Source organism: Mycetohabitans sp. B2, assembly GCF_021733735.1.
Taxonomy (GTDB): Bacteria; Pseudomonadota; Gammaproteobacteria; order Burkholderiales; family Burkholderiaceae; genus Mycetohabitans; species Mycetohabitans rhizoxinica.
Genome location: NZ_JAHKSP010000001.1, coordinates 114,400 through 138,416 on the forward strand (window position 1 = coordinate 114,400; position 24,017 = coordinate 138,416).

The 24,017-nt window shown below is 61.0% G+C and carries 18 protein-coding genes, 1 tRNA gene, 5 pseudogenes and 2 riboswitches; of the genes and pseudogenes, 7 read left to right on the forward strand and 17 right to left on the reverse strand.

The window, feature by feature from the left end; genetic code table 11:
- Positions 1-302: 302 nt before the first annotated feature.
- The 5 genes from gcvP to KPG66_RS00495 form a co-directional block, all read right to left on the reverse strand.
- Complete coding sequence (gene gcvP, locus KPG66_RS00475; protein ID WP_237069702.1) at positions 303-3,305, reverse strand: aminomethyl-transferring glycine dehydrogenase; 3,003 nt, start codon at positions 3,303-3,305, stop codon at positions 303-305.
- A 64-nt stretch (positions 3,306-3,369) separates the two neighbouring features.
- Positions 3,370-3,750: a glycine cleavage system protein GcvH gene (gene gcvH, locus KPG66_RS00480; RefSeq protein ID WP_013433925.1), complete on the reverse strand. Its 381-nt coding sequence runs from the start codon at positions 3,748-3,750 to the stop codon at positions 3,370-3,372.
- A gap of 95 nt (positions 3,751-3,845) precedes the next feature.
- On the reverse strand, positions 3,846-4,964 hold the full coding sequence (gene gcvT, locus KPG66_RS00485) for a glycine cleavage system aminomethyltransferase GcvT (RefSeq protein ID WP_237069703.1): 1,119 nt from the start codon (positions 4,962-4,964) through the stop codon (positions 3,846-3,848).
- A 63-nt stretch (positions 4,965-5,027) separates the two neighbouring features.
- Positions 5,028-5,171, reverse strand: a riboswitch (glycine riboswitch).
- Positions 5,172-5,231: 60 nt separating this feature from the next.
- Positions 5,232-5,335: riboswitch (glycine riboswitch) on the reverse strand.
- A 275-nt stretch (positions 5,336-5,610) separates the two neighbouring features.
- The gene (locus tag KPG66_RS00490) at positions 5,611-7,755 is read right to left on the reverse strand and encodes a UvrD-helicase domain-containing protein (protein ID WP_237069704.1); all 2,145 of its coding nucleotides are present in this window, start codon (positions 7,753-7,755) and stop codon (positions 5,611-5,613) included.
- A gap of 161 nt (positions 7,756-7,916) precedes the next feature.
- Positions 7,917-8,537 (reverse strand): c-type cytochrome, encoded by a 621-nt coding sequence (locus KPG66_RS00495; protein WP_237069705.1) that lies wholly within the window; start codon positions 8,535-8,537, stop codon positions 7,917-7,919.
- A 281-nt stretch (positions 8,538-8,818) separates the two neighbouring features.
- Here KPG66_RS00495 and KPG66_RS00500 point away from each other — a divergent pair.
- Positions 8,819-8,894 (forward strand) — tRNA-Arg (locus KPG66_RS00500).
- Positions 8,895-8,947: 53 nt separating this feature from the next.
- Here KPG66_RS00500 and KPG66_RS17830 read toward each other — a convergent pair.
- Positions 8,948-9,191, reverse strand: a pseudogene (locus KPG66_RS17830) (tyrosine-type recombinase/integrase); the annotation flags it as partial.
- Positions 9,172-9,225 (reverse strand): annotated as a pseudogene (locus tag KPG66_RS17835) (hypothetical protein); the annotation flags it as partial. The pseudogenes KPG66_RS17835 and KPG66_RS17830, both read right to left, overlap by 20 nt.
- A 256-nt stretch (positions 9,226-9,481) precedes the next feature.
- On the opposite strand from KPG66_RS17835, the pseudogene KPG66_RS00510 reads away from it, so the two are divergent.
- From KPG66_RS00510 to KPG66_RS00530, 5 genes and pseudogenes are all read left to right on the forward strand, one after another.
- A pseudogene (locus KPG66_RS00510) lies at positions 9,482-9,803 on the forward strand (type II toxin-antitoxin system RelE/ParE family toxin).
- Positions 9,784-10,119, forward strand: a complete 336-nt coding sequence (locus KPG66_RS00515; protein WP_013433931.1) for a helix-turn-helix domain-containing protein — start codon at positions 9,784-9,786, stop codon at positions 10,117-10,119. The pseudogene KPG66_RS00510 and the gene KPG66_RS00515 overlap by 20 nt, the downstream one beginning before the upstream one ends.
- A 278-nt stretch (positions 10,120-10,397) precedes the next feature.
- Positions 10,398-10,679 (forward strand): type II toxin-antitoxin system TacA family antitoxin, encoded by a 282-nt coding sequence (locus KPG66_RS00520; RefSeq protein ID WP_041752945.1) that lies wholly within the window; start codon positions 10,398-10,400, stop codon positions 10,677-10,679.
- Positions 10,676-11,185: a GNAT family N-acetyltransferase gene (locus KPG66_RS00525; protein ID WP_013433933.1), complete on the forward strand. Its 510-nt coding sequence runs from the start codon at positions 10,676-10,678 to the stop codon at positions 11,183-11,185. Before KPG66_RS00520 ends, KPG66_RS00525 begins: the two co-directional genes overlap by 4 nt.
- Positions 11,186-11,253: 68 nt before the next feature.
- Positions 11,254-11,451 (forward strand): annotated as a pseudogene (locus KPG66_RS00530) (ATP-binding protein); the annotation flags it as partial.
- Between the two features lie 267 nt (positions 11,452-11,718).
- Here the strand turns inward: KPG66_RS00530 and KPG66_RS00535 are convergent.
- The 6 genes and pseudogenes from KPG66_RS00535 to KPG66_RS00560 all read right to left on the reverse strand — a co-directional run bounded on the left by KPG66_RS00535 (position 11,719) and on the right by KPG66_RS00560 (position 17,609).
- Entirely contained in the window at positions 11,719-12,849 is a 1,131-nt protein-coding gene (locus tag KPG66_RS00535) for a tyrosine-type recombinase/integrase (RefSeq protein WP_083813410.1), read from the reverse strand.
- A 65-nt stretch (positions 12,850-12,914) separates the two neighbouring features.
- A pseudogene (locus KPG66_RS17515) lies at positions 12,915-13,052 on the reverse strand (helix-turn-helix domain-containing protein); the annotation flags it as partial.
- 158 nt (positions 13,053-13,210) lie between these two features.
- Positions 13,211-13,417, reverse strand: coding sequence for a hypothetical protein (locus tag KPG66_RS00545; RefSeq protein WP_162145540.1), 207 nt, complete (start codon positions 13,415-13,417; stop codon positions 13,211-13,213).
- Between the two features lie 227 nt (positions 13,418-13,644).
- Positions 13,645-16,440, reverse strand: a complete 2,796-nt coding sequence (locus KPG66_RS00550; RefSeq protein ID WP_013433937.1) for a toprim domain-containing protein — start codon at positions 16,438-16,440, stop codon at positions 13,645-13,647.
- 621 nt (positions 16,441-17,061) lie between these two features.
- The gene (locus KPG66_RS00555) at positions 17,062-17,280 is read right to left on the reverse strand and encodes a hypothetical protein (protein ID WP_237069706.1); all 219 of its coding nucleotides are present in this window, start codon (positions 17,278-17,280) and stop codon (positions 17,062-17,064) included.
- A gap of 74 nt (positions 17,281-17,354) precedes the next feature.
- The gene (locus tag KPG66_RS00560) at positions 17,355-17,609 is read right to left on the reverse strand and encodes an ogr/Delta-like zinc finger family protein (RefSeq protein WP_013433939.1); all 255 of its coding nucleotides are present in this window, start codon (positions 17,607-17,609) and stop codon (positions 17,355-17,357) included.
- Between the two features lie 392 nt (positions 17,610-18,001).
- On the opposite strand from KPG66_RS00560, the gene KPG66_RS00570 reads away from it, so the two are divergent.
- Positions 18,002-18,505: a helix-turn-helix domain-containing protein gene (locus KPG66_RS00570; RefSeq protein WP_237069707.1), complete on the forward strand. Its 504-nt coding sequence runs from the start codon at positions 18,002-18,004 to the stop codon at positions 18,503-18,505.
- Positions 18,506-19,442: 937 nt separating this feature from the next.
- Here the strand turns inward: KPG66_RS00570 and KPG66_RS00575 are convergent.
- Genes KPG66_RS00575 through KPG66_RS00590 form a run of 4 tightly spaced genes read right to left on the reverse strand, consistent with a single transcriptional unit; the run spans position 19,443 to position 24,012 of the window.
- The gene (locus tag KPG66_RS00575) at positions 19,443-20,468 is read right to left on the reverse strand and encodes a phage late control D family protein (RefSeq protein ID WP_013433945.1); all 1,026 of its coding nucleotides are present in this window, start codon (positions 20,466-20,468) and stop codon (positions 19,443-19,445) included.
- Positions 20,465-20,902, reverse strand: a complete 438-nt coding sequence (locus KPG66_RS00580) for a phage tail protein (protein ID WP_013433946.1) — start codon at positions 20,900-20,902, stop codon at positions 20,465-20,467. The genes KPG66_RS00575 and KPG66_RS00580 overlap by 4 nt, the downstream gene beginning before the upstream one ends.
- Before the next feature lie 18 nt (positions 20,903-20,920).
- Complete coding sequence (locus KPG66_RS00585; RefSeq protein ID WP_237069708.1) at positions 20,921-23,896, reverse strand: hypothetical protein; 2,976 nt, start codon at positions 23,894-23,896, stop codon at positions 20,921-20,923.
- 2 nt (positions 23,897-23,898) lie between these two features.
- Positions 23,899-24,012, reverse strand: a complete 114-nt coding sequence (locus tag KPG66_RS00590) for a GpE family phage tail protein (RefSeq protein ID WP_237069709.1) — start codon at positions 24,010-24,012, stop codon at positions 23,899-23,901.
- Positions 24,013-24,017: the final 5 nt, after the last annotated feature.

Below are 24,017 nucleotides of genomic sequence, written 5' to 3' on the forward strand. Positions count from 1 at the left end.
GAGCGGGCCCAGTAGGCCCACTATCGCGGCGAGCACGATTGTAGTGCGTGCGGCGGCACGGCGGCATGTTGGATCAGATCGGAACGTGTCCACTATTTGGGGCTTCACTCTCTGGGCTGCGCTCGGATCGAGATGTTAGCCTTTCTTCGTGGATGGCTCACGCAAACGATACGTTTCCGTGCGCTGATTCGTGCCGATTTTCGGTCGCGACGCCGTCGCGATCCGCAGCGCACGCAAGCCTTTCTGTCGCGTTTGGGCTTGAGCGCATGGGGTTTGCTCGGCGCTAACGTGACAGTGCCTCGCTACGCATAGTCGCAGACCGGCACGCACGAACAAAACAGATTGCGATCGCCGTACGCGTTGTCGGCGCGGCCTATGGGCGGCCAGTACTTGCTGGCCGCCCGCGATGGGACGGGATACGCAGCCTGCTCGCGCCCGTAGGCATGAGGCCACGTGTCGGCGCCAATGACCGCGGCCGTATGTGGTGCGTGCTTGAGTGGGTTGTCGTCTCGGTCAGCGTGGCCTTGCTCGATCGCGCGAATTTCGTCGCGGATCGCGATCATCGCGTCGATGAAACGGTCCAGCTCCGCCTTAGATTCTGACTCGGTCGGCTCGATCATCAACGTGCCGGGCACCGGAAAGCTCATCGTCGGTGCGTGGAAACCGTAGTCGATCAGCCGCTTTGCGACGTCGTCAACGGTGATGCCGCTTACGTCCTTGATCGGCCGCAAGTCCAGGATGCATTCATGCGCGACCAGGCCGCCGGCTCCCGAATACAGCACCGGGTAGTGCGGGGCGAGGCGCTTGGCGATGTAGTTCGCGTTCAGGATCGCCGTTTCAGTCGCCGACTTGAGGCCGCGCGCGCCCATCATCGCAATGTACATCCACGAAATCGGTAGGATGGCGGCTGAGCCGTACGGCGCCGACGAGACCGCGCCGATCCCGTCCGGATTGCCGGCTGGCGTCGCCGCGCCTTCGCGCACATAGCCGACCGAACGCTGGTTCGGCAGGAAGCGCGCCAGGTGGGCGGCCACCGCGACGGGGCCCACGCCTGGGCCGCCGCCGCCGTGCGGGATGCAAAAAGTTTTGTGCAGGTTCAGGTGCGACACGTCGCCGCCGAATTGACCCGGAGCGGTTAGGCCCACCATCGCGTTCATGTTCGCGCCGTCAACGTACACTTGGCCCCCATGCGCGTGGACGATCTCGCAAATCTCTCGCACGTTTTGCTCGAACACGCCATGCGTGGACGGGTACGTGATCATGATCGCCGCCAGCTTGTCTGCATGGCGTGCGGCCTTGGTCTTCAGGTCCTCGACGTCGACATTGCCCTGCGCATCGCACGCGACGACTACAACTTGCATGCCGGCCATTTGGGCGGATGCCGGATTGGTGCCGTGCGCGGAAGCCGGGATCAAGCAAACGTTGCGATGGCCTTCGCCGCGCGACGCGTGGTACGCGTGGATGATCAGCAATCCGGCGTACTCGCCCTGTGAGCCGGCATTCGGTTGCAGCGATACTGCGGCATAGCCGGTGCACGTCACCAGCATCTGCTCGAGCTGCTCGATCATCTTGCAATAGCCGATGGTTTGCGAGGCGGGCGCGAACGGATGGATCTGCGCGAACTCAGGCCACGTGACGGGCAGCATCTCCGACGTGGCGTTCAGTTTCATCGTGCACGAACCGAGCGGGATCATCGCGCGATCCAGTGCAAGGTCCTTGTCGGCGAGCTGGCGCAGGTAGCGCAGCATTTCCGTCTCGCAGTGGTGGCGGTTGAACACCGGATGCGTCAGGTACGCACTGCGACGCAACAACGCGGCAGGCAGCGCGTCTTCGACGCTGGCATCCAGCGCGTCGATGTCCAACGTCGGCGCGCCGGCCTGCGCGGGCATGGTGCCCGGCTGCACGCCAGCGAGCGCGGGCGCCGTGCCGGCTGTTTCGGCGAACAGCGTGAGCAAATCAGCCAGGTCCAAACGCGTCGTCGTCTCATCGACCGACACGCCCACGCGCGCGCTGTCGATCCGGCGCAGGTTGATCCGCCGCGCGCGCGCAGCTTCGTGCAGCGCTTCGGTGCGCGTGCCCGACTCGATCGTTAGCGTGTCGAAGAACGTGTCATTGGCAAGCGTGTAGCCGAGCTGCCGCACGCCGGTCGCCAGAATCGCCGCAATGCGGTGCACGCGCTCGGCGATCTGCCGCAGACCTCGGGGACCGTGATAGACCGCGTACATGCTGGCCATGATGGCTAGCAATGCCTGCGCGGTGCACACGTTCGAGGTCGCCTTCTCGCGACGGATATGCTGCTCACGGGTTTGCAAGGCCAGCCGCAACGCAGGCTTGCCTTGTGCATCGACGCTCACGCCGACGAGCCGCCCCGGCATCTGCCGCTTGAACGTGTCGCGCACGGCAAGATACGCGGCGTGTGGGCCACCGAACGCGAGTGGCACGCCAAAACGCTGTGAGGTGCCCACCGCGACATCCGCACCCCATTCGCCAGGCGGCGTCAACAGCGTCAGCGCCAACAGATCGGCGGCGGCGACCACGTGTGCGCCAGCTTCATGGATCGCGGCAGCCAGGTCGCGATAGTCACGCACGTCGCCGTTGACGCCCGGATACTGCAGCAGCACGCCGAACGCGCCGGCTTGTGCCGCCGCCGCGGCAGGGCCGACCCGTACGTCGATGCCCACCGGCTGTGCGCGCGTGCGCACCACCTCAATCGTCTGCGGTAGCACGTCGTCGGCCACGTAGAACACGTTCGAGCGCGGCTTGCCCACGCGCTGCAGCAGCGTCATGGCTTCGGCCGCCGCTGTGCCTTCGTCGAGCAGCGACGCATTGGCAGTGTCCAGCCCAGTCAGGTCAATCACCATCTGCTGGAAATTGAGCAGTGCCTCGAGCCGGCCTTGCGAGATTTCGGGTTGGTATGGTGTATAGGCGGTGTACCAGGCCGGGTTCTCGAGCACATTGCGCAGGATCACCGCAGGTGTATGTGTACCATAGTAGCCCTGGCCGATGTAGCTGCGGAACACTTCGTTTTGGCGCGCCAGTTCGCGCAGTCGCGCGAGCGCTTCGGCCTCGCTGCGCGGCGCGGTGAATTCGCCAAGCGACAGGCTGTCACGACGTCGGATGCTCGGCGGCATCACCGCGTCGATCAGCGCGTCGCGGTGATCGAAGCCGAGCACCGCCAGCATCTGCCGTTGATCGTCGGCGCTAGGCCCGATGTGACGTTCGGCGAAAGCGTCGTGTCGTTCAAGCTCGGCGAGCGTGGGACGGGGGGCGCGATTCATCAGGTGATCCGGGTGCTCTGGCTTCATATCGAAATCCTGTCGGTCCACGCCGCCGCGATGCGCGGGGCCGGCGTGGACCCGTTGAGGTCAATCAGGCGCCGATCGCCTGGCCGTACGCGGCCGCGTCGAGCAATGAGTCCATCGCGGCGGTGTCCGCGGGCTTGATACGGAATAACCAGGACTCGTACGGCGCGCCGTTGACCTGGTCCGGCGCACTGATCAGCGCGTCATTGGACTCGACGATCTCGCCGGCAACCGGTGCATAGATGTCGGAGGCCGCCTTGACTGACTCGATCACTGCGATCGCGTCGCCGGCCTCGACCTGCTTGCCGGCTTCCGGGAGTTCGAGGAACACGACGTCGCCCAGCGCTTCCTGCGCGTGGTCGGTGATGCCGATGGTGAGCGTGCCGTCGTCTTCCTTGCGAATCCACTCATGAGATTCGGTGTATTTGAGTTCGGCCGGGATAGTCATGGGTGGCTCCTAATATCGTTGAGGTCGTGAATCGGTGTGCTCCGGCGCGGCGCAGGCGAACCGTGCCCGGCGCTTGGCGGTGGCGGCGCGCCGCGTCAGATGAGCGGCTTGCCGTGGCGCACGAACGGCAGTTTAACCACCCGCGCGGGCAACGCCTTGTCGCGGATCATGACCTGTACTGTGTCGCCGGCCGACACGGCTGTCGGCACACGCGCCAATGCGATGGATTGCTGCAACGACGGCGAGAACGTGCCACTGGTGACCTCGCCGTCGCCGTGTGCAGTGAGCACCTTCTGGTGTGCACGCAGGATACCCGCCGGCTTGCCCTGCGGGTCTTTGTCCAGCACCAGGCCCACGAACGACGCGCGCTGACCTTGTGCGCGCAGCGCCGCGCTGCCGACGAAATCGCGCTCGCCTGACAAATCGACGGTCCACGCGAGGCCGGCGTCAAGCGGCGACACGTTTTCGTCCATGTCCTGCCCGTACAGATTCATGCCGGCTTCCAGCCGCAGCGTATCGCGTGCGCCCAGGCCGCATGGCTTAACGCCCTGCGCGGCGAGCGCTTGCCACAATGCTTGCACGTGCGCAGCCTCGACAATGAGTTCGAAGCCGTCCTCGCCGGTATAGCCGGTGCGGGCGACCATCAGTGCACCGAACGGCGTGCCGTCCACACGCGCGGCGTTAAAGGGCTTGAGCGCTTCGCCCGGCTGCTGCACCGCCGGCACGGCCTGCCCAACCTTCACTCGCGCATTCGGGCCTTGCACGGCGAGGATCGCCAGGTCCCGGCGCGGCGTCAGCGTGACGCCGAAGCTGCCTTCCGCGTTGAGTTGCCCGAGCCAGCCGATGTCCTTGTCCGCGGTACCGGCGTTGACTACGACGCGGAACGCATCGTCGGCGAAGTAGTACACGATCAGATCGTCGACCACCCCGCCGCTTGCGTTCAGCATGCACGAGTACAGTGCCCGACCCGGCGTTTGCAGCTTGTCGACATTGTTGGCCAATGCCATGCGCAGAAACGCCCGTGCGCCAGCGCCGGCGATATCCACGACGCACATGTGCGACACGTCGAACATGCCGGCGTCGCTGCGCACCGCGCGGTGCTCGTCAATCTGCGAGCCATAGTTCACCGGCATGTCCCAGCCGCCGAAGTCGACCATGCGTGCATGGAGCGCACGATGGACCGCGTTGAGCGGGGTGGTCTTGAGTTGAGTCATGAAAGCTCTCGGTAGCGCGAACACAAAAAGGCGCACGAGCATCCGGGCAGCGGTGGATGCATGCATGACCCCTCTGTCCTCGGTACCTGAGAGATTGCGCCGCGCGGCTTGCCTGCCACGCATCGGCGCGCGCCCCTTCGGTGGGTAGCTTGCGCCGCTGCGTTTGCACGCGCACGGCTGCTACTACCGCTCTCCAGAGTGCGGTGCCGACCGGTTGGCGCACACGCGCCGACGGGCGGCGCGGCGCGCGACGACGAGTCGGCGGTCCGGCGCGCACGGTCCTTTTGCCTGAGAGTTTGTGGGTTGCCCCTTCGGCGGCACCGGCTTGTGATTCGTCGCACCAAGCCGGCACGCTCTCCCGGCGCGCGTGGCGATTGTGCGCGCCGCGCGCCGCTGTGTCAATCAGCCCAATCGCGCCACAACGTCATCAACACGGTCATCACGACCGGGCCGATGAACCATCCAGCAAGCCGAAGGTTGACGCGCTGCCGAGGATACCGAGGCCGCATCACAGGCGCTGACCGGCAGCGGTGCATGGAGCGTCTGGCCGGCATAGCCCTATCCAATCAGACCGACACGAAGCTGCGGCATGGCATCCCCTCTTTTCTTCAATGCGGACGTGATGCGCGGCGTGACGTGACGGTGTTCAGCCTGGCTGTTTCTGCAGCAGCGCCTTCAGGCTCGCCAGCCGGTCCTTGGGGGTCATCGGTGCTTCATCCGGCGTGGGCGGTGGCGCATCGTCCAGACGCATTTCCGCAATGAAGCGGGACGGCTCGCACACGAGCGTCTCCCTCGCGCGCTTTCGCTTCTTGCAATAGTTCAGATGCAGGCTGCGCTGTGCGCGTGTGATTGCGACATACATCAAGCGGCGCTCTTCCTCGATCCGCGCGTCGTCGATCGGCTCGTCATCGGCGCCACCGCGGTGCGGAAGAATGCCTTCCTCAACGCCCACCAAAAACACATGTGGATACTCGAGGCCCTTCGACGCATGGACGGTAGACAGGCGTACCGCGTCCGGATCCTCGTCCTTGCCATCGAGCATTGACATCAGCGCGACGGTCTGAATTAAACTCAGCAGGTTCTTGCCGGTATCGGCCAGTCCGTCCGCATTCTCGTAGCCGTATGCGTGTTGTTCGTCATCGTCATCGTCGTCGGCGTCTTCGTCGCGCGGCGTGCCGGATCCACCGAGCGTGGCGTCGCGCTCCGGTTTCGTGCCCTTCTTCTTGAGCCATTCGAGGAACTCGAGCACGTTTGTCCACTTGGTCTGCGCCTGGCGCTCGTCGAATGCGTCATACAGGTACGCTTCGTAATGGATGGCTTCCATCAAATCATCCAGCAGCGTCGTTGCCGGGTCGGTGCCGGCCCGTGCCGCGATGCGCTGAATAAAATCGCAGAACACCCGCAATGGCTCGACTTGACGCGGCGACAGCCGCGCCTCGATGCCGCCCATATAAACTGCCTCGAACAGCGACACCTTCGCCTGACCGGCAAACGAACCGAGCGCCTCCAGCGTCGTGTTGCCTACGCCGCGGCGCGGCGTGGTGATTGCGCGGATGAACGCCGGATCGTCGTCGTGGTTAGCGATCAGCCGGAGATAGGCGCAGATGTCCTTGATTTCGGCGCGATCGAAGAATGACTGTCCGCCCGACAGCACGTACGGGATACGCTCGCGGCGCAGCACCTGCTCGAAGATCCGGGCCTGGAAGTTGCCCCGGTATAGGATCGCATAATCACGAAATTGCGTGCGGCGCTCGAACTTGTGCGCCGACAGGCGGAACACCACCGATTCCGCCTCGTGCTCCTCGTCATTGCATGGCGTCACGGTAATGGTGTCACCCATGCCATGCTCGGACCACAGCTTCTTTTCGAACAGCTTCGGGTTTTGCGCGATCACGCTATTCGCGGCGTTCAGGATGCGCACCGTCGAGCGGTAGTTTTGCTCGAGTTTGATGACCTTCAGACGGGGAAAGTCCACTTGCAATTGCGCCAGGTTCTCCAATGTCGCGCCGCGCCAGCCGTAGATCGCCTGGTCATCGTCGCCGACTGCCGTGAACGCCGCGCGCGGGCCGGCGAGCAGCTTCAGCAGCTCGTACTGGCACGTGTTGGTGTCCTGGTATTCGTCCACCAGCAGGTAGCGCAGCCGGTTCTGCCATTTGTCGCGCACCGGCTCATTGTCGCGGAACAATTCCGTGGGCAGCCGAATCAAGTCATCGAAGTCTACCGCCTGATACGCGTGCAGCGTCGCCGCGTAATGACGGAACACGATTGCCGCCTGCATCTCGTCCTCGTTCTGCGCGAGCACACTGGCCTGTTCCGGCGTGACCATGCCGTTTTTCCACAGCGAGATGATTGACTGGATCCTGCGAATCAGACCCTTGTCCGTCGTGCCGATCTGCTCCTGGATCATGGCGAAGCAATCGTCCGCGTCCATGATCGAGAATTGTGGCTTCAAGCCGACATGGGCCGCTTCCTGACGCAGGATCTGCACGCCCAGTGAATGGAATGTGCATACCGTCAGCTGATTGACGGGCACTTTGCGGCCTTCCTTGCCGGGCGTCGTCAGCGTTTTGCCCTCGAGCAGCTTGCCGACCCGTTCGCGCATTTCGGCTGCCGCCTTGTTCGTGAAGGTGACTGCTGCAATGTGACGTGGCTCAAAGCCTTTTGCCTCGATCAGATGGGCGATCTTCTGCGTGATGACACGCGTTTTGCCGCTGCCGGCGCCGGCGAGCACGAGGCAGGGGCCGTCGAGATAGGTGACGGCGGCACTTTGCGCGGGATTTAGGCCATACATGGGGTGTAGCGGAGGGCGACGACGCGCGCTGCACAGATGCGTCGCGTCGAACGATGTGGTTCGCTGGGATCGGGGATGCTAACACAGCGGCGCGTCGCGGGCAGCCGACGCGTCGCATGGGCCCGGCGATGGACTGGCTGCGTCGCTCAGTGCCGATCCGGCTACTTGACTGTGCTTACCATATAGTCGACGGCCGCCTTCACGTCGGCATCGGAAGCATTCGAGCCGCCTTTGGGCGGCATCGCACCTTTGCCGTGCAGCGCGTAGTGGTAGACAGTGTCCATCGACTCCTTTAGCCGTGGTGCCCAGGCCGCCTTGTCACCGAGCTTCGGTGCGCCGGCTACGCCGGCAGCATGGCACGCTTGGCAGACCTGTTGGTACAGCGCCTTGCCGGCTTGCGCGGCGTCCGCGCTCGCGGACGTGGCGGCGCTGCCAGGCGGCGGTGCGGAAGGAATCGCTGCGATTGCGGCTGCGGCGGCTTGCGTGCTGTTGCTACTTATTACCGCTGCGGATGGCGTTGCAGCAGCCGGGGCTAGCGCCGCGGCCAATGTGTCGGGCGCGCCTTGGCCTTGATCTGGGCGGACCTCCACGCGGGCGACGGGGGCGATACGGCGGGAAACCTGCTCGTGCGACAACCCGTCGGTGCCAGCACCGGTGCGGGTGGCGTTGTCCACATAATGGACGAGCAACGCAATGACGATGACCGGGAGCGCAAAACTGGCAATGACCAGCGCGATGAGCTGCTTCGGATTCTTGATCGGGGCTTCGTGTGCTTCGCTCATGCTGTCTCGTCTCTCTAATAATGGATTCGGTAAAGCGTGGTAGCGAACGGTAGGGCCTACCAGAACGACTGCCGATAACAACTGTCGATCGATTATAGACGCAAAGAAACGGGGTGTGACGGCGCTTCCCGCGCGCTTAAGCGCACCTTGACCAGGAATCAGTGCAGGACCGCAATGGCCGGGCAGGCATTCCCGCGCATCGGATAGACGATGCAGTCGAGTTGCGTTATACTTTTGGACTGCTTTGGCGTCCGCTTTCCTCGGATGCCTTTCAAGGCGATGCGCCCGTAGCTCAATGGATAGAGTACTGCCCTCCGAAGGCAGGGGTTGCTGGTTCGATCCCAGCCGGGCGCGCCAAGCTGGACAACGGTTTTCGGCGATTCCCTCCCGCCGGGTTACTCCCGGTGTAGCTAAAATACAGCTAACTTTCGTTCGTCGTAGAGCTTCTTAAGCGGCGTCACCCATTGCATCAAGTGGTCGGCATGACAGGTGCGCGTACCGCTGCACCATCTCCATCGTTTCCCATCCGCCCAATTCCTCCAGCACGTGCAACGACGTGCCGCGCTGCACGTGCCAACTCGCCCAGGCGTGCCGTAAGTCGTTTTTCAAAAATATAAGTACGCACGGCCTCTTCAATGAAACGGGAAAGCTTGCCCTTGCGGCGGCCGCCTTGCAATGCAAGGAACATGCGCGCGGACTAACCCGTGTCCGGCGACACGGCGATGTTCCAGCAAACCGTGTTCGTGAATGGTTTGTCACACACGTTTTGCCTTTCTCAAGGCGGCAATCCCGACTCTCGCGCAGTGACATCGCCAAATAATTGTTTGGCGACTTCTGCTCTGTAAGGCGCAGTGCTTGCCATTTTACCTGAACAGGTATAAATTGTTTCCATGTCTGACAAAGAAAAACCGCTTGGATGAATCGCGAGCAGCTACAAGGATCTGATGGCGTTGCCACCCGAGGTGCGCAGGCGTTTCGGTTATGCGCTGTCGTTGGCGCAGAGGGGCGATCAAGATGACGCTGTAAAAGTGCTCAAAGGTCTCGGCGGCGCCGGCGTGCTAGAGGTAGTCGAGGATGATGCTGGCGGCACGTACCGGGCCGTCTACACGGTGAATTGCGGAAGCGGTGTTCGTCCTACATTGCTTTCAGAAGAAGAGCAAGAGCGGGATCTCCACGCCGAAGGCAGACATCGACATCATTCGCGCTCGGCTGAAAGTAGCCGAAGCATGGGCACGGGAGCTACGAAATGCAAAAACGAATCATTAAAGGCGTCGAGGTTCAGCGCAGTTCAGGCAACGTCTTTGCCGACCTTGGACTGCCCGATGCCGAAAAGCTTAAGATCAAGACCGGCCTGGTGGTCGAGATCAGGAAGGCAATGCGCGCCCTCGGGCTGACACAACAAGAGGCGGCCAAACGCATGGGCGTGCCGCAACCGAAAGTGTCAGGAATGATGCGTGGTGACTTTACCAATCTGTCTGAGCGCAAGCTGATGGACTGTTTGAACCGCCTCGGCTATGACATCGAAATAAAGGTGCGGCCGGCGGCCGAGCCGGTCGGGCATCTGACGCTCGCGCTCGCTTGACCCAGTGCCACCCAATGGGTGCCTGCATTACCGATGAAGCGTGGGGCAAACTGCCCCACAAGGATGTCGAGACAACTTCACGACTGACCTGTCCACCGGCCATCGTTCAGCTGCGTTGCATCGACAGTAACGCTTCGCGCTCGGCTTCACTCAGATTCATTTTGCCCAGGCACTATTAGCCTCGGTGCGATTCAATTGGCTCAATGGGCTAGTCAACTCACATAAGAGATGGATTTGTACGGCAAATTGCCGTATCATTGTCTCAGGAGGATAATACGATGCCCGCAGCTATCTCTACCGCCCGTCTCGAAGCCCGGATCAGTACCGATTTACATTCGATGCTTAAGCGCGCCGCTGAGCTTCAGGGACGTACCATGACGGACTTCGTTGTGTCTGCCGTCCAGGACGCCGCACAACGCGCCATCGAGCAAGCCGAAGTCATCCGCCTGTCCTTGGCCGATCAAGAGTGCTTTGCCCAAGCGCTGCTGTCACCGCCGCAACCATCGCCCGCTTTGAAACGCGCTTTTTCCCGTCGCAATAAACTTTTGCGCGCCGAATGAGCGACGCACCGTTCCGACTCGCGCCGCTGGATGTCACCTATGATCGGGCCGCGTTCAATAGTGGCTCGGACCCGCTAGACCGTTATCTACGGGAGCAAGTCAGCCAGGACGTTCGCCGCCGTATGGCAGCCTGTTTTGTGGCCTTAGCGGATAAAAATCGTATTGCAGGCTACTACACATTGGCATCGGCAAGCCTGCTGCTGGCCGATCTTCCAGCCAGTATCAGCAAGAAGTTGCCACGCTATCCGACCGTGCCCGCCGTTCGCATGGGCCGCTTGGCTGTCGATCGGGAATTTAAGGGGCGAGGCTTAGGGGGGGCGTTACTGGCCGACGCGCTCGACCGTGCCGCACGCTCGGAGATTGCCGCCTATGCTTTGATGGTGGATGCCAAGGACAAGGCGGTAGCTGCCTTCTACCGACATCACAGCTTCATTGCTTTGCCCGATTCGCCGCTTACCCTGTTTCTGCCGCTGGCAACCGTCCAGTTTTCCCGAACTAATCCTTGAAAACTCGGTACAAGGCAGACAAGCAAACATTGCTTCCCAAAATCCCTCAATAGATACTGCACACGTTCGCGCTCGGGCATGGACACGCGGTACTGTTTACCACCGCCGGCAACATGCTGGGCGAGCTTGCGGCGCTCGATAGCGGTTCAACGCTGCGCCGACGCTTGCGTCGCTATGCTGCGTCCGACGTTCTTGTGATTGATGAGGTCGGCTACCTCTCGTACTCGAATCGCCATGCCGATCTGCTGTTTGAGCTAGTGACGCGGCATCAACTGCCGATGGCGGTCATCAACGAGGCATTGCGCAGCTAGGTCGCCGACCTCTGTTTAAATTAGCTGGCGATCTGGGCGACCAGGTTTCCTATATGATGACCAAGCTGGAAGAGATTCAGAACACGCTGTCAAAGCTAACTTAACGGCGCTGTACTCAGACAGCTTGTGCTACGGTGAATTAGCCGGCGACGAATAATGGGCTGGTGGATCGCCATCGCGGGGCAGACGCAGAGGAGCAAGACGCCATTGACCGCCACGCAGTCATGTTGACGACGCAGGCATTGACTGCCACGTCGCTATTGTCGGTTCAATCGGTCCAGTTGTTCCTGTCGGTTCGTCGTGTAGCTTCGTGAGCGGCGTCACCCATTGCATCAGGTGGTCGGCCGACAGGTGCGCGTAGCGCTGCACCATCTCCAGCGTTTGCCATCCGCCCAATTCCTTCAGCACCTGCAACGGCGTGCCACGCTGCACGTGCCAACTCGCCCAGGTATGCCGCAAGTCGTGCCAGCGGAAGTCGCGGATGCCGGCGCGCTTGAGCGCTTTTTTCCACGCCGCTGTAGCTGTCTGACGCACCGGCGCACCTTGGTACACAAACACGCTTTCAACATGTTCAACCTTGCGCTTTTTCGGTAACTGGCGTTGCAACACCGCGACCGCCGTGTCGGATAGCGGCACGGTAATGGCCTTGCGCGCCTTCGCCTGGTCCGGATGAATCCACGCGACACGACGCACAAGGTCAATCTGCGGCCACTGTAATCCCGTGACATTGGCGCGGCGCAGTCCCGTTTCGAGACTGAACTGTGCCATGTCCGCGAGATGTTCCGGCAGCTCGGCGAGTAGCCGGTCGGCTTCAGCAGCGGTGAGCCATCGAATGCGTTTCGACACTAACTTGACGGGCTTGCGAACCGGCGCGCGGTCCAGCCAACCGCGCTCGACGGCGGCATTCAATACAGCGACGAGTACGCCGATGACTCGCCGCACGGTGCCTTCGCTCACCGTGCGGCCCGTCGCCTGCTCGCCGTAACGCGTGCGGATGACACGCGGTTCTTGGCGCTTAATGCGCGCGATCGCATCGATTCGCTCGCGATCGATGTCAACCAAACGTACACCAGACAAGTGCTTGTCAAGCCAGCGCAGGTGTGTTTTGGTCGTTTCGATGCTCGCCATGCCTTCGCGATCGGCAACGTACTCCAATACTGCCTCGTTCCACGTATAGTGCGGCCTGTGACCGAGTTTGACGCGATCCCACAGGCTCGCCTTCAAGCGGTCGTGGAATTCCTGGGCTTTGGCTTTGTCGCGGGTGCCAGTGCTGCCCTGTAACGGCTTTCCGCCTCCAGGCGGGTATAGCTTGTAGTACCAATTGGGACTTCTATCTCGTTTGTAGAGCGACATTTTTCCACTTCTCCGTGACGATCGCTCTGCACAACCCGTGGCATCCATTCTCCGGCAAGGTAGTGCTGCAACGCAATCGTCGAAAACATCCATCGCTTGCCAACCTTGCGGCCCGGCAACTCGCCTGCCTTCGCTTTCAGGCGCACGGTCTCAGGATGCGCGCCAAGTAGGGCTGCGGCTTGCACCAGATCTATCGTTTTCATCCGCTACTCTCCAAAATGGTCTAGGGTGGGGAACCCACGCAGCGTACACGTGGATCCATGGGTAAGCTTGGGTCATGTCAGTAAATTTTTGATTTAAAAGGAATTGTTCGCCATCCGATGCCATGAATTACGCATATGTGACGGGTGGAACGCATGGCCTAAAAAATAGGCAGCGTCGGGAAATGGTGGCAAAGCACGCCTGACTCGTGGCGCGCCTGGGCGGCTAGTGCCTTTTCTTTGCACGCTTGTTTTTTCTTTTCTATCAATAATTTAAAGAAAAAGAAGAAAAAAGACAGCGGGTCAGCCGTCCCAAACGGACTCGTGGCAAAACGCGCATCATTGATGGCAAACACGGGGCAACTCATGGTGTCAATCCCTTCAAGAATCAATGGGTTACGTTCACCAACGTCTAACATCCACGATTGATTGACGTTGGCGGCATGGCCCAGCGCGTGTCGGCTTGCCTGTCCGGGACGACGTGCGTGAACGGTTCGTACAGGCACGACAGTGGCCGGGCCGCTGGCCACTCTGCCGCCAGCCACCGTGCGTGCCGACAAAACGCGGCGCGAGTCGTGTGATTGGGTAGCGCATGTCATGTGCGGCTGCGCTGTTCCACTGCGTCGGTCGCGAGATCTTCGTGCACCGAGACATGCAGACCGAAGCCGGCTAGCCGCTCAAGCGACACCGGTGTCAGATACGGTACGCGGCGCATGTAGATGCGTCGCTCCACTTCCTTTTCGCCGACCACGACGCCTGCGTGTTGCAATTGGCGTTTAAACACCCGGTCCGACTTCACCGGCAGGCTGTTCCATTTCTCGCGCAAGCTGCTGGTGTGCGCAATGTGATCCATCGCATGGCCCGTGCGCAGCAACAGACACAATTGGCCATCGACTACGTCGAACGTGTACGGATGCTTGTAGTGGCCGCCATCAATTTCGGACAGCACCGTTTCCATAATCCAGATCCACGGTTCGCGATCAGTGCTTGTTTCGGCGACATGGTGGTTCATCTCGGCAATCAGGTCGTGCTCGAACGCGCCTTCGCTGCGGTCCATCCCGGCGAATTCACACAGGTAGCGCCAAGCGAGCAGAAGCGCCGCGTAGTTGCCAGCCATGCGCAATGCGCCGTCGTCGGCGCCACTCGCGCGACTGGTGGCGAGCGCAAGCTCGCGCACCGCGCGATACTGTTCCAGTACGTCGCGTCGATTGAGGCCAGCGAGGCATTCGAGCCACTGACGCACCGGGAAGCGAGGCAGATCGTCGGGCAGCATGGGGCCTTTCTTGCCGGTCAGCGTCGTGCGCACAAGCTTGCCGAGCAGACTGCGCACGGGCACATCTTCACCGGCCAGCATCACGGGCGCACACAGCAGGTATTCGGTCATGTCCGAACCGCGGCGCGTGACGGTGTATTGGTAATTCTCTTGCAGCAACCCGACAGCTTTATTAATCACGTCCTGGCCGCGCGCGGAGATTTCTTCCCATCCGACCGGGTGGCTGGTGTAGCTGATGCTCGTGAGCAGCCGAAATTCCGTTTGCAGGCTCTGTCCGGAGAACATCGTGAACGCCAGCGTGCGTTCGAGCCGCTTGATCAGCGTCGATTTACCCGCGCCCTTGTCGGCCTGCACCGTCATGTGTGGCCAAAAGCCGAGCAGCGCCTTCAGGTGGCCGCCCAGCGCCCAGACGAGCGCCATGGCAGCGGCGTTCTGCTTGAATGTGTGCTGATAGGCGGCAATCACACGACGTGCATCGCTCGCAGGCCCGGACGGGAACGTCAGATTATGATACGGACACTGCTTGTCGGCGTCCGTAAAATAACAGTCTGGTCCTTCGTTGACGATCAGACGGCCGTTTTGCCACGCGAGCCCAACAAAATTGGCCGCCTGGCGTGCGCCGAGATCCGCGCCGCGCTCGAGAATGTTGACCATGCGTTTGAACGGGGCTGGCGCCCAAATCGGTCCGAATTTGGCCCACTGGTCGGTGTTATGCAGTTGGCCATCCAGCATCACGCGGCGGATCAGTGTCGCGCCGTGACGCGGCGCCTGCACCGATACGGCAAAGTACACCGTGGGTGCTTGGTCGGGATCGCCCGTCATCGTCGAATTGGCGCTGGCGACGCACACGCGCGAGATGCCGGCAATGCGAAACCCGCACAAGTCGGTCATCACCGGCGTCTCGACACCGCTCTCTTCATGACGCTCCATTTTCGCGATATAGCTTGTGAAGTCAGGGCGCACGCGAAAGCGCCAGTATTGTGCGAAGTCGTGCGACGGCAGGAAGACGCGCGCACGGCCGCGGCGGCTGTCATCGCCGGGCAGACCGGCGATGAGCCACGGTTCGTACTGCTCGAGCGCGCGCTGTAGCTCGCGCGGACCGCGCAGCTGTAAGTAATCGTTGACGTCATTAATTGGCTTTTGCTCCGTCTCCCCGTCGGCGAGATCCGCGAGCCATTGACGCTGATCGACGAGCACGGCACTGATGTTTAACGCGGTGAGGCGTTCATACAGCGCCCACGCGGCCTCCGGACCGGGGCGCTGGCCGGCGCGTGGGTGGTCGCTCGGGAATGGCTCATCGTTGTCCAGGCAAATCACGATTTGCTTGCCGCGCAAGAAGGCAAAGTCGATCCGGTCAACGTTGGCGAGCCCGCGTAGCGCGAAGGCGGCGGTGCCCGGTATGTCGCAGGTGTCGATCGACAGGGCATTGATTGCGCTCTCAACGACGATTACGCGCTTGGCCCGGTCGAGCTTGCGCGCATCGGCCGTCCAACCGTAGCCAGACTTGTCACCTTGCGTTTGTGCCTTGACGTGGCCGTTCAAAGCCGGATCAGCGTAACGCATATCCACGGCCACGATGTGGCGCTCGTCCGGGGCCCGGACAATGAACGCGGCGGCCGGCCCACCGTGGCCTACTTCGCCGGCTGGAATCTTGGCGCTTGTCCAGTCATTGAAGCCAAGCGTGCGGGCGCTGATGGCCGCCGTCATCGCGGCATCTGAAATGCCACGACGACCCAAGTATTCGCGCACACGCTCGCGTGCACTCAAGCAGCGCTCGGCGATGTATTCAACGCTCGACTTCTCGCGACGCTCCAACTGGGCTGGCCGCTCAATGGGAATCGCATAAGCGTCGTGCAGGTAGCGAATGGCATCGGCCACGCTGCCGCCACGCGCGTGCATCACCAGATCCACGCAGGAGCCACCGACGTTGGCGCTATGGTCACGCCAGCCCGTGCCGTATTTGGCGTGGTTGACGTAAATGGACAGTGACGGGTTCTTGTCCTCGTGCAACGGCGAGTGATACAGTGCCTTGTCACCGCCGTGGCCGCGTTTGAGCCCGAGCCGATTGGCAAGGTCGTGTAAATCAATCAGTCGTTTCAATTCGTCAAGTGATGCCATCGTTACGCGTGTTGCTCAGGTTCAGGCAAAGGGGTATCGCGCGCATGGCCAATCGTTGGCGCGCAAAATGACAGCGCTTAGCGCGCAGCTGGCTGGCGATACGCGTGTTGGTCAATGGCCTGGCACGGTGACATATCTCACAAGCGTGCGTTAGCGTGCCAAACTGACCTGATCGCAATCGACGCCAACGGTGCTAGCCGCTACAGCGATCGCGGTGTGCCGTTCGTCCTTTGTCATCCCTTCATGTCGGAGTCTTCCCAAAGTTGTTCTTCACTCAATGGCAGCCGTTGCACGTCCCGCTCCACCGTAGCGCGGCCCTTATTGCGTCATTGAATCCGTGACAAACGTGCACGTGTTGGTGCTCAATGTTCACAGTCGTGCTTGTGATGGCGGTGTTATGTCTTAGATCGCTCGCCGTGGCACAGCGACGGTGAGCCAGATGACGATGCGTTCCTGTCATCGTGCGCAGGCCTGTTAGTCGTTGACAATTTCGCGAGGCTCAGCAACGCCATTTGAGATGGTTAGCATTACCTTGAAACATCATGGCTGGACAATACCTTTACAATGTTTAGTACTTCTTCTTAAATTAGAAGAAAAAAAGCAAATCAGCCATTGACCTCTTTAGTGGAGGATCCTGAGGTCAGGCGCGAGTAACGGCATATCGGCTGTGATATCCCAGTGACAGCACAGCCCGTAGCCCAGCCGGCGGGCAATACCGACGAACACAAATGGATCGACATCGGCGCTCCAAAGCTTGTGTAGATATTCACAGCGCTTTTCCATTGGCAACGATGCGGGATCAAATGGCAGAACAAGCGGGGTAGCAGCCAGGGTCGCCATGCAAACTCCTTTTTTGGGCAAAGAAAGCCCCTCGCACCCTATAGGGGCGATACGAGGGGAACTGGAGACAGTGTTTAAATCGAGACGGGTAGCTTAAGTTGCTGCGCCAGGCGCTCGCGCACGTGTGATGACAGCGGCAAGCTCAGCGACAAGTCCGGCATCGCGGAGGGCGACAAAGTGCGCGCAAACTCCATATTGACAATATACGTGTGGCCGCAATCGGGGTTATCGCACTGGTAGGTTACTTCGCGAAACGTCAGCGACATTTCACGGCTGCTGCGCGCTTTGGCGCGTGTACGGCAATGTGGACAACGGTTCAGTGTTCGCATTTCGTCTCACTCGATACGAGATACAGGGTGCGCTCGTGCCCATGGCTAAAAACATGTTTTAGCTTGGCAGACATGCGTGCGACTCGATTCATGGGCCAGTGTTAGGAACGGAAGACCCAGGGTCGTCTTGAACGTGACGCTTGCCAATGCAAATCAATTCGCGCGCCATGCTGGAGATTGAACGGTGACGTGCTGCTGCGATCTGCTCAAGCTCCGCGCGCTCAAGAGGCGTGAGCCCTACGTACACGGATGTACCCGACAATGCGCCGCGCGGGGAGCGGCGCGGGCCTTTAACGGTAGTCATGATCGGTATACTTTGATGCCTAGTCTTGCATTACGGTTAACCTAGTGTAATGCGACCAAAAAGGCTCGTCAATATATTATGGGTGCAAATGAACACAATAGGCGCGCGTCTCCGGGAAGAGCGTTTACGGCTTGGGCTCAGCCAGGAGGAATTTGCGGCGATCGGGGGAGTCCTGCGGCGTGCTCAATCCCACTATGAATCGGACGAAAGGTCGCCCGATGCCAAGTATTTGAGCGCGGTGGCGGAACTTGGCGTTGACCTGCTCTATGTATTGAGGGGCACAAGACAGGCTTCTGACGAAGCGGGTGAAGCAGCGACAAGCAGCGAATTCGACACCGAAGAACAGGAGTTGATTGAAAGCTACAGAGCACTCAATGAAGCAGGCAAGGCAGCATTACACGCGTTTTTGTCCACTTGCTTCAATTCGAGTGCGATGCTTGTGTCTGCCGTTCCGCGTCGCGCGAAACGTCTAGCCGAGCATCGGCGCGCAGCGTTCGATCAGCGCACTGCCGAGAACATCGAGCGGGCCATCGCGCACATCAAGCGATTGCGCGCCGAGCGTGCCGCAAGAGCAAAAAAATCGAATAAGTGATATCGCGCGCGCGACGCGGCCATGCGTTGTCGCTTGGGTTCAGGGCTGGTCACTGCCCTCAGTCGCAAACAGTATTTTCGCTTCCGTATCTATCTGTCGCCTCTAGCCGTTCACCGTGATGAGACTGAATAAGGAGCGTCTACAGTTCCGCTCCGCTGTGCCTGATTCAGCGAGTCGAGGGGCGTCTATTTCGAGGCGTTGCTTCGTGCAAGGCGGCCCTATTTGTAAGCGCTAAATAGGAGTTTGGAAGAATGTATAGAAATCCAAAGCGCAGTCATGGCGCGGATGCAACCGCTACGAATGCTGAGCGCCATGCGGGCGCTTGCGCTCCGATGCTGTCAACGCGATTTTACTTGGATGAGCGCGACGATGTGTGCCGCGACGCTCGCGCCGAAATTGATAACGCGATGAAGTCAGTCGGACTCGTCCTGGAGACCGCGCTCGAAGCGATGGAAAATCTACGTAATGTGCGCGATGCATTGACGCCGCACGACAATGCGCCGGGTGCGACTTGCGTGGGCGGCTGCACGCGACCCGACGCCAGCGGTCAGCTTAAACATCGGCGATGCGCTGGGCTACTGCGATATGCGAAGCGGCTCGCTTTCTCGTGGTGGCATATAGGCCGATAGTCATAAGCCGATAGTGATATAAGCCGATAGTCGTATAGGTCTATAGTCATATAGGCTGATAGTCATATAGACCAATAGTCATATAGACCGATAGGCTAATACCCAAACGATTGATTGCGTCGCCTCGCGGTATCAAGGTGCCCGCACATCACCATCACACATCGCACATCCCATACCGCGGCGTGGCGACGGCGACCGTATCGCATGGATCGTTAGGTGAGTTGGGGGTGGGCCGCTGCAGTCCATTGACGCGGCGCCCATCTTCGTTGCCACGGTTACGGCCGGTCTTTGCGCGCGTGCGCACGAGGCTACGCGGTCGCTGGACCACTGCGCACCTCCAGCTCAAGTGCTGACGTGAATCCCGTCTCACCGATCGTATGCGTCACTTGCTTGATCAGCCACGGCGTCGCGTCGATCTCTGGCTTAAACCCAGCAAGCGTGATGGGCACTTCCACAAAAAGCTCAGCACGACCATGCGCGAGCGTGTAGCTCAGCGTCGCCTGTGAGCGCTGCGCGCGCGCGTGCTCGGCTTGGGCTGCGGCACGGGCCTCGGCTTCACTTGGGTAGTCTTCAGGCAGCACTTTGATGCTGCGACTATTGTCATCGCCGACGAGGACCGACCGGCGCTTGGCCTGACCGTTTGAATGCCAATATGCGCGCACCGCCGTGTACGATTCACGTTGCACGATGCAATATCGGTGTTGATCGCCGCTTGCACGCGTGAGCACAATGTCGCGCAGTGGCTTGCCGCTTGCCGTCGTGCCGCTACCAATGGGCATCAAAAGCAGATGCTGATCCTTGATGTTCATCACCGCGTCGTAGCGCTTGGCCAAGCGCGTGAGAAACGACATGTCTGACTCGTGTGTCTGATCGATGTGTGCGATTGTGATGGGCGCGAGCGCATCGGCGATGGTGGGCTTTAACGCATGGCGCGCTGCGATCGTGTGGACGATCGAGCCCAGCGTCTGGTGATGCCAGCTATGCTCGCGCCGCTCGCGCAGTGCGTTCGTCATCGAGGCCGAACGTGCACGGATCGTGAGCAGGTCCGGTGCGCCGCTATGCTCGATTTCGTCCACCGTGAACGAGTGCTTATCCACCAGCGGCTCACCCGTCCATCCGATCGCGACGTGAATCAGCGCGCCGCGCTTCGGGACCGCAAAGGTATTACAAGAGTCGTCCAGCACGAGTTCAACCGTATCGGCTTCATCGGCGCGCGACTCCGACAGTGTCAGGTTCACCAAATGGGGGGCGATGACGCGCGACAGGTCGCGTCCGTCCAGCGTGATGCGATAGTCCGGCTGCGGTTGCATACGCGTGCCTCGGGGTCCGCTCATTGCTCATTTGTCACGCGTTGGCTCGAGATCGCGTCATGCACGCTCGCCAGTTGCCGCTCGTCCACGCGCTTGATGGTCAGGCTAAATTCGATGCGTCGCGCGATACCAGCCCGGGTGTGATAGCTTGCCGTCTCTCTTAGGCTGTCGATGACGAATGCGCCATACACGTGGCCGATGCCATCGACTAGCACGTACGCGTGGCCGGCGTCGGCCATGCGCACCAGTTGCGCCAACGAGGCGGTGGTACCGATGCCGTTATCCGGCGCAAGCAGACCGTTCAACGTAATCGTATCTTCGCCGATACCGGTGTACTGACTGCCGTCGCGTGCGCCTACGCGCGAGGTCGTGCGATGTTTCCAACTACGCTGGCGCTGTAATTCACGATACGGTACGGTTTTCAGTCCAAACACGAACTGATCGAGCGACATCATCATCGGTGGTGGCTCCTTACCCTAGTCGGACAGCCGCGAGCCAGCGCGTGACAACTTCGCTCGTTGCGCGCGCTCGAATTCCGCACGCACCATGCGCGCGATGTCGGCCGTATCCGCGCCGGCCGGCGGATGAACATGAATGACGATCGATGACGCAATGGGCTCGGCGCTGGCCGCGGCAGAGGCGCGTGTGACAGACGCACGGGCATCGATCGGCACGCTGGCGCGCACGAACGGTACGGTCGACTGATTGACAACCGCTGCGCCGAAAGCTGACGTGGAAAATGCGCTTGCCCCCACGGCCGGCGCGGCAAACGCGCTGGCGGCCACGCTCGCCAGCGCCAGCGCCGCACGGGCGACGCGCGATTGCTCGCCTTCGATGCCGCGCGCCGCGCCCTGACCGATGAAGCCGCCAAGCTCGCCGAAGATGCGGCTTGGACTATGCATGCCAAGCCGTTCTTTGAACCACGTGACGGTACTGTTGGCCACCTCGGTGATCGCGTCTTTCACGGCCCCCAGTTGACTCTTGATCCCGTTGGCCAACCCCAACATCACATTCACACCAAATTGAGAAAATTTCTTCGGTAAATCGATGCCGAACCATTGCAGCACGGCCGCGAACGCCCGATAAAACAAGCCAATGGGCGACCCGTCGATGAACCACGTGCCGATTTCCATAAGGCCGCCGTTGCATGCCCAACGCAGGAGAGCGCCAAGCTCGCGAAGCTTGTCCTGGAACCATTCGACCGTCCTGTTGGCGACCTCGGTGATCGTCTCCTTAACGGCGGCAAGTTGGCTTCGGATACCGGTCACCCACTGCGACATCAGCTTTGCGCCGAACTCCCAGAATGTTGCTGGCAGGTCGGAATCGAACCATTGCAGTACCGCTGTGAACGCCTGTTTAAACAGGGATAGCGGCGAGCACTGACCGATCCGTGCGGTGAGGTTAGATAGGGCACCGTCGAATGTTTGCTGAACCCGCTCCCACAAGTCGCTAAAAAAGCCTTGAATGGGTCCCCAATACCGATAAATTTGGAAGGCAGCGAACGCAATGGCAGTGATTGCCAAGCCGATTGGATTCGCCAGCAGCACGCGACCGACGAGCATGATGCCGTGTCCCAGGAGCCGCCACGCTTTGAGCAACGTGCCGAGTAGGCGTGACAGGGTGCCGCCTTGTAGACCGAGCGTCGCGAGGCTGTATTTGATGATGGCTAACGGCGCAAGTATGCCGGCGAGCGCGACGCTCAACGTGCTGATGGCGGCCAGTATCGCGGCGACGCCGGCAAGCGCTTGAACGACCACCTTGCTTTGCGCTGGGTGCTCGCGCATGAAGGTTAGCCACTTCTCAGTCAACGCAGTGGTGTACGCCAGTGCCTCGTTGTACATCGGTAAAATGTGCTGCCCGGTTTCATGCATCAGATCGCGCAACTGGGCGAGCGCGGCCACCTCGCGGCCTCTTGTAATCTGTAGTGCGTTGGTATGCAGCGCGTCGATCCCGTCTATGCCCACGCCTAACTGCGCATTGTGGTGGATCGCCGTACGCAGTCTGTACAGGGTCGAGAAGAATTCTGCGGCGGCACGATCGGGCAGAATCGTCGGAATGACGTTCTTGATCTTGTCAGGGTCCGTGATACCGTGGGCCCGCAGCTTCGGTAACAGCACTTGTTCAAGCCATTCAAACGGCGACGCTTTAAGAATCTCACTGCCGGCCAGCGCATCGGGCTGGAACGCTTTGATCGCGCCAAGCTTCGTGTACTCGATCTTCTTTGGGTTAAGTAGGCCCAGCGCAATCATCTGCTTGGCGGCCGCCGGCGTGGTCTTACCCTCGTAGAGATGGTTGTATGCGGCCGTCAGTCCGGCGCCGGCCGCGTGGCCATGCATGGCGTCAATCAGCGGCTCCATTTGAAAGAAGAATGCGTCGTCGCGCAACTGCTTGGCCGCGGCACCGCCGGCTTGTATAAACGCGCGCCACTGGTCAACGCCAACCCGTGCTTGGGTTGCGGTGAGCATCTGCCGCATCGTGCTCGCCTCACGCTCAAAGGTCGAGATGTGCCGCATGCTGCCGCGCTGCTGAATGATCGGCAGCATGGTCATGAAAGTTTGTGTGTTCGCGCGCGCGTCGTCGGCGTCAAACATGACTTCGTTCAAAAACTTCACTTTTGACAGGGCCGGCAGAGCCATTTGGGCATCGTGCTCGTTGCCAAGAATCGGCAGCGCTTTGCGCATCATCGTCAAGCGTTCGCTGATCGAAACGCCCACCGTCTTCATTTCACGGGCAAATGTCATCGCGTTTGCGCTGACAGGCTGGCCTGCGCCGAGGACATCAATGCGCATGGCCTCGCGCTCAGCGTGTATCGCTTCGCTGAGCCAATGACGGGCACGACCCAACTTGAGGCGCAGATAATCGATGGGGTCCTCGTCCGCGCGCCAACGGGCAGATCCATCAAGCATCCTGCCTGTGTCATGCCGATGCCGGCGGACTTCGGCGAGGCGCTTCTTGCGTGCATTGAGCGCATCAAGCTTGCTGAGCTGCTGGTTCATTGACGCGGTGGTTGACGCAATACTCGCGCGCAACGTGCGTTCGTGGTGCACGAGCTGGCGGGTGCTCACGCCTGCGTGCGCCAGCTGGCTGCGCAACGCCTGCACGCGCGCGACTTGTGCGTCATGCACGGTCGCCAGCTGCGCGGCGCTGCGCTTGGCTTGATGAAACTCGGCCAGCATCTGGCGCGACGGCGGTCCGCCCGCGCGCAGCGTAGCGGCGAGCGCCGTGACGCGCGCGCGGGTGACATCAAGCTGCGACGCGGTAGCGGCCAACGCGCCACGCAACGCGCGAAACTGGGCAATGTGCTGTTGCGTCTTGCCCATCTCGGCCAACGCGCGCCGCGTGTCGTTGAGCGAGCGCGCCACGCCGCGGCGACCGGTGAGCGCAGCTTTGAGCGGCTGGGTAAGCTTCTCAACCATGTCAGCCATCACACGCAGGTTTTGGGTAGGGTCCATCGCTATTCGCTCGTGCTGCGTTGGCGCGCTCGCTCACGCCAGTCCATCAATTCCGTGATGCTAAAGTCCTGCATCGTCGCCGGCGTCCAGCCAAACACCGTGGCAATGTCGGCCATCGGGT

What these genes read in the sequence shown, in the direction of transcription:
- KPG66_RS00580 (WP_013433946.1), bottom strand. Translation starts at nt 20,902, where the DNA reads ATGATGATGTCGCTCGATCAGTTCGTGTTTGGACTGAAAACCGTACCG.
- KPG66_RS00520 (WP_041752945.1), top strand. Translation starts at nt 10,398, where the DNA reads ATGCCCGCAGCTATCTCTACCGCCCGTCTCGAAGCCCGGATCAGTACC.
- KPG66_RS00585 (WP_237069708.1), bottom strand. Translation starts at nt 23,896, where the DNA reads ATGGACCCTACCCAAAACCTGCGTGTGATGGCTGACATGGTTGAGAAG.
- KPG66_RS00575 (WP_013433945.1), bottom strand. Translation starts at nt 20,468, where the DNA reads ATGAGCGGACCCCGAGGCACGCGTATGCAACCGCAGCCGGACTATCGC.
- KPG66_RS00545 (WP_162145540.1), bottom strand. Translation starts at nt 13,417, where the DNA reads ATGAGTTGCCCCGTGTTTGCCATCAATGATGCGCGTTTTGCCACGAGT.
- KPG66_RS00535 (WP_083813410.1), bottom strand. Translation starts at nt 12,849, where the DNA reads ATGTCGCTCTACAAACGAGATAGAAGTCCCAATTGGTACTACAAGCTA.
- KPG66_RS00490 (WP_237069704.1), bottom strand. Translation starts at nt 7,755, where the DNA reads ATGTATGGCCTAAATCCCGCGCAAAGTGCCGCCGTCACCTATCTCGAC.
- gcvH (WP_013433925.1), bottom strand. Translation starts at nt 3,750, where the DNA reads ATGACTATCCCGGCCGAACTCAAATACACCGAATCTCATGAGTGGATT.
- gcvT (WP_237069703.1), bottom strand. Translation starts at nt 4,964, where the DNA reads ATGACTCAACTCAAGACCACCCCGCTCAACGCGGTCCATCGTGCGCTC.
- KPG66_RS00590 (WP_237069709.1), bottom strand. Translation starts at nt 24,012, where the DNA reads ATGGCCGACATTGCCACGGTGTTTGGCTGGACGCCGGCGACGATGCAG.
- KPG66_RS00555 (WP_237069706.1), bottom strand. Translation starts at nt 17,280, where the DNA reads ATGGCGACCCTGGCTGCTACCCCGCTTGTTCTGCCATTTGATCCCGCA.
- KPG66_RS00515 (WP_013433931.1), top strand. Translation starts at nt 9,784, where the DNA reads ATGCAAAAACGAATCATTAAAGGCGTCGAGGTTCAGCGCAGTTCAGGC.
- KPG66_RS00550 (WP_013433937.1), bottom strand. Translation starts at nt 16,440, where the DNA reads ATGGCATCACTTGACGAATTGAAACGACTGATTGATTTACACGACCTT.
- KPG66_RS00525 (WP_013433933.1), top strand. Translation starts at nt 10,676, where the DNA reads ATGAGCGACGCACCGTTCCGACTCGCGCCGCTGGATGTCACCTATGAT.
- KPG66_RS00495 (WP_237069705.1), bottom strand. Translation starts at nt 8,537, where the DNA reads ATGAGCGAAGCACACGAAGCCCCGATCAAGAATCCGAAGCAGCTCATC.
- KPG66_RS00570 (WP_237069707.1), top strand. Translation starts at nt 18,002, where the DNA reads ATGAACACAATAGGCGCGCGTCTCCGGGAAGAGCGTTTACGGCTTGGG.
- gcvP (WP_237069702.1), bottom strand. Translation starts at nt 3,305, where the DNA reads ATGAAGCCAGAGCACCCGGATCACCTGATGAATCGCGCCCCCCGTCCC.
- KPG66_RS00560 (WP_013433939.1), bottom strand. Translation starts at nt 17,609, where the DNA reads ATGCGAACACTGAACCGTTGTCCACATTGCCGTACACGCGCCAAAGCG.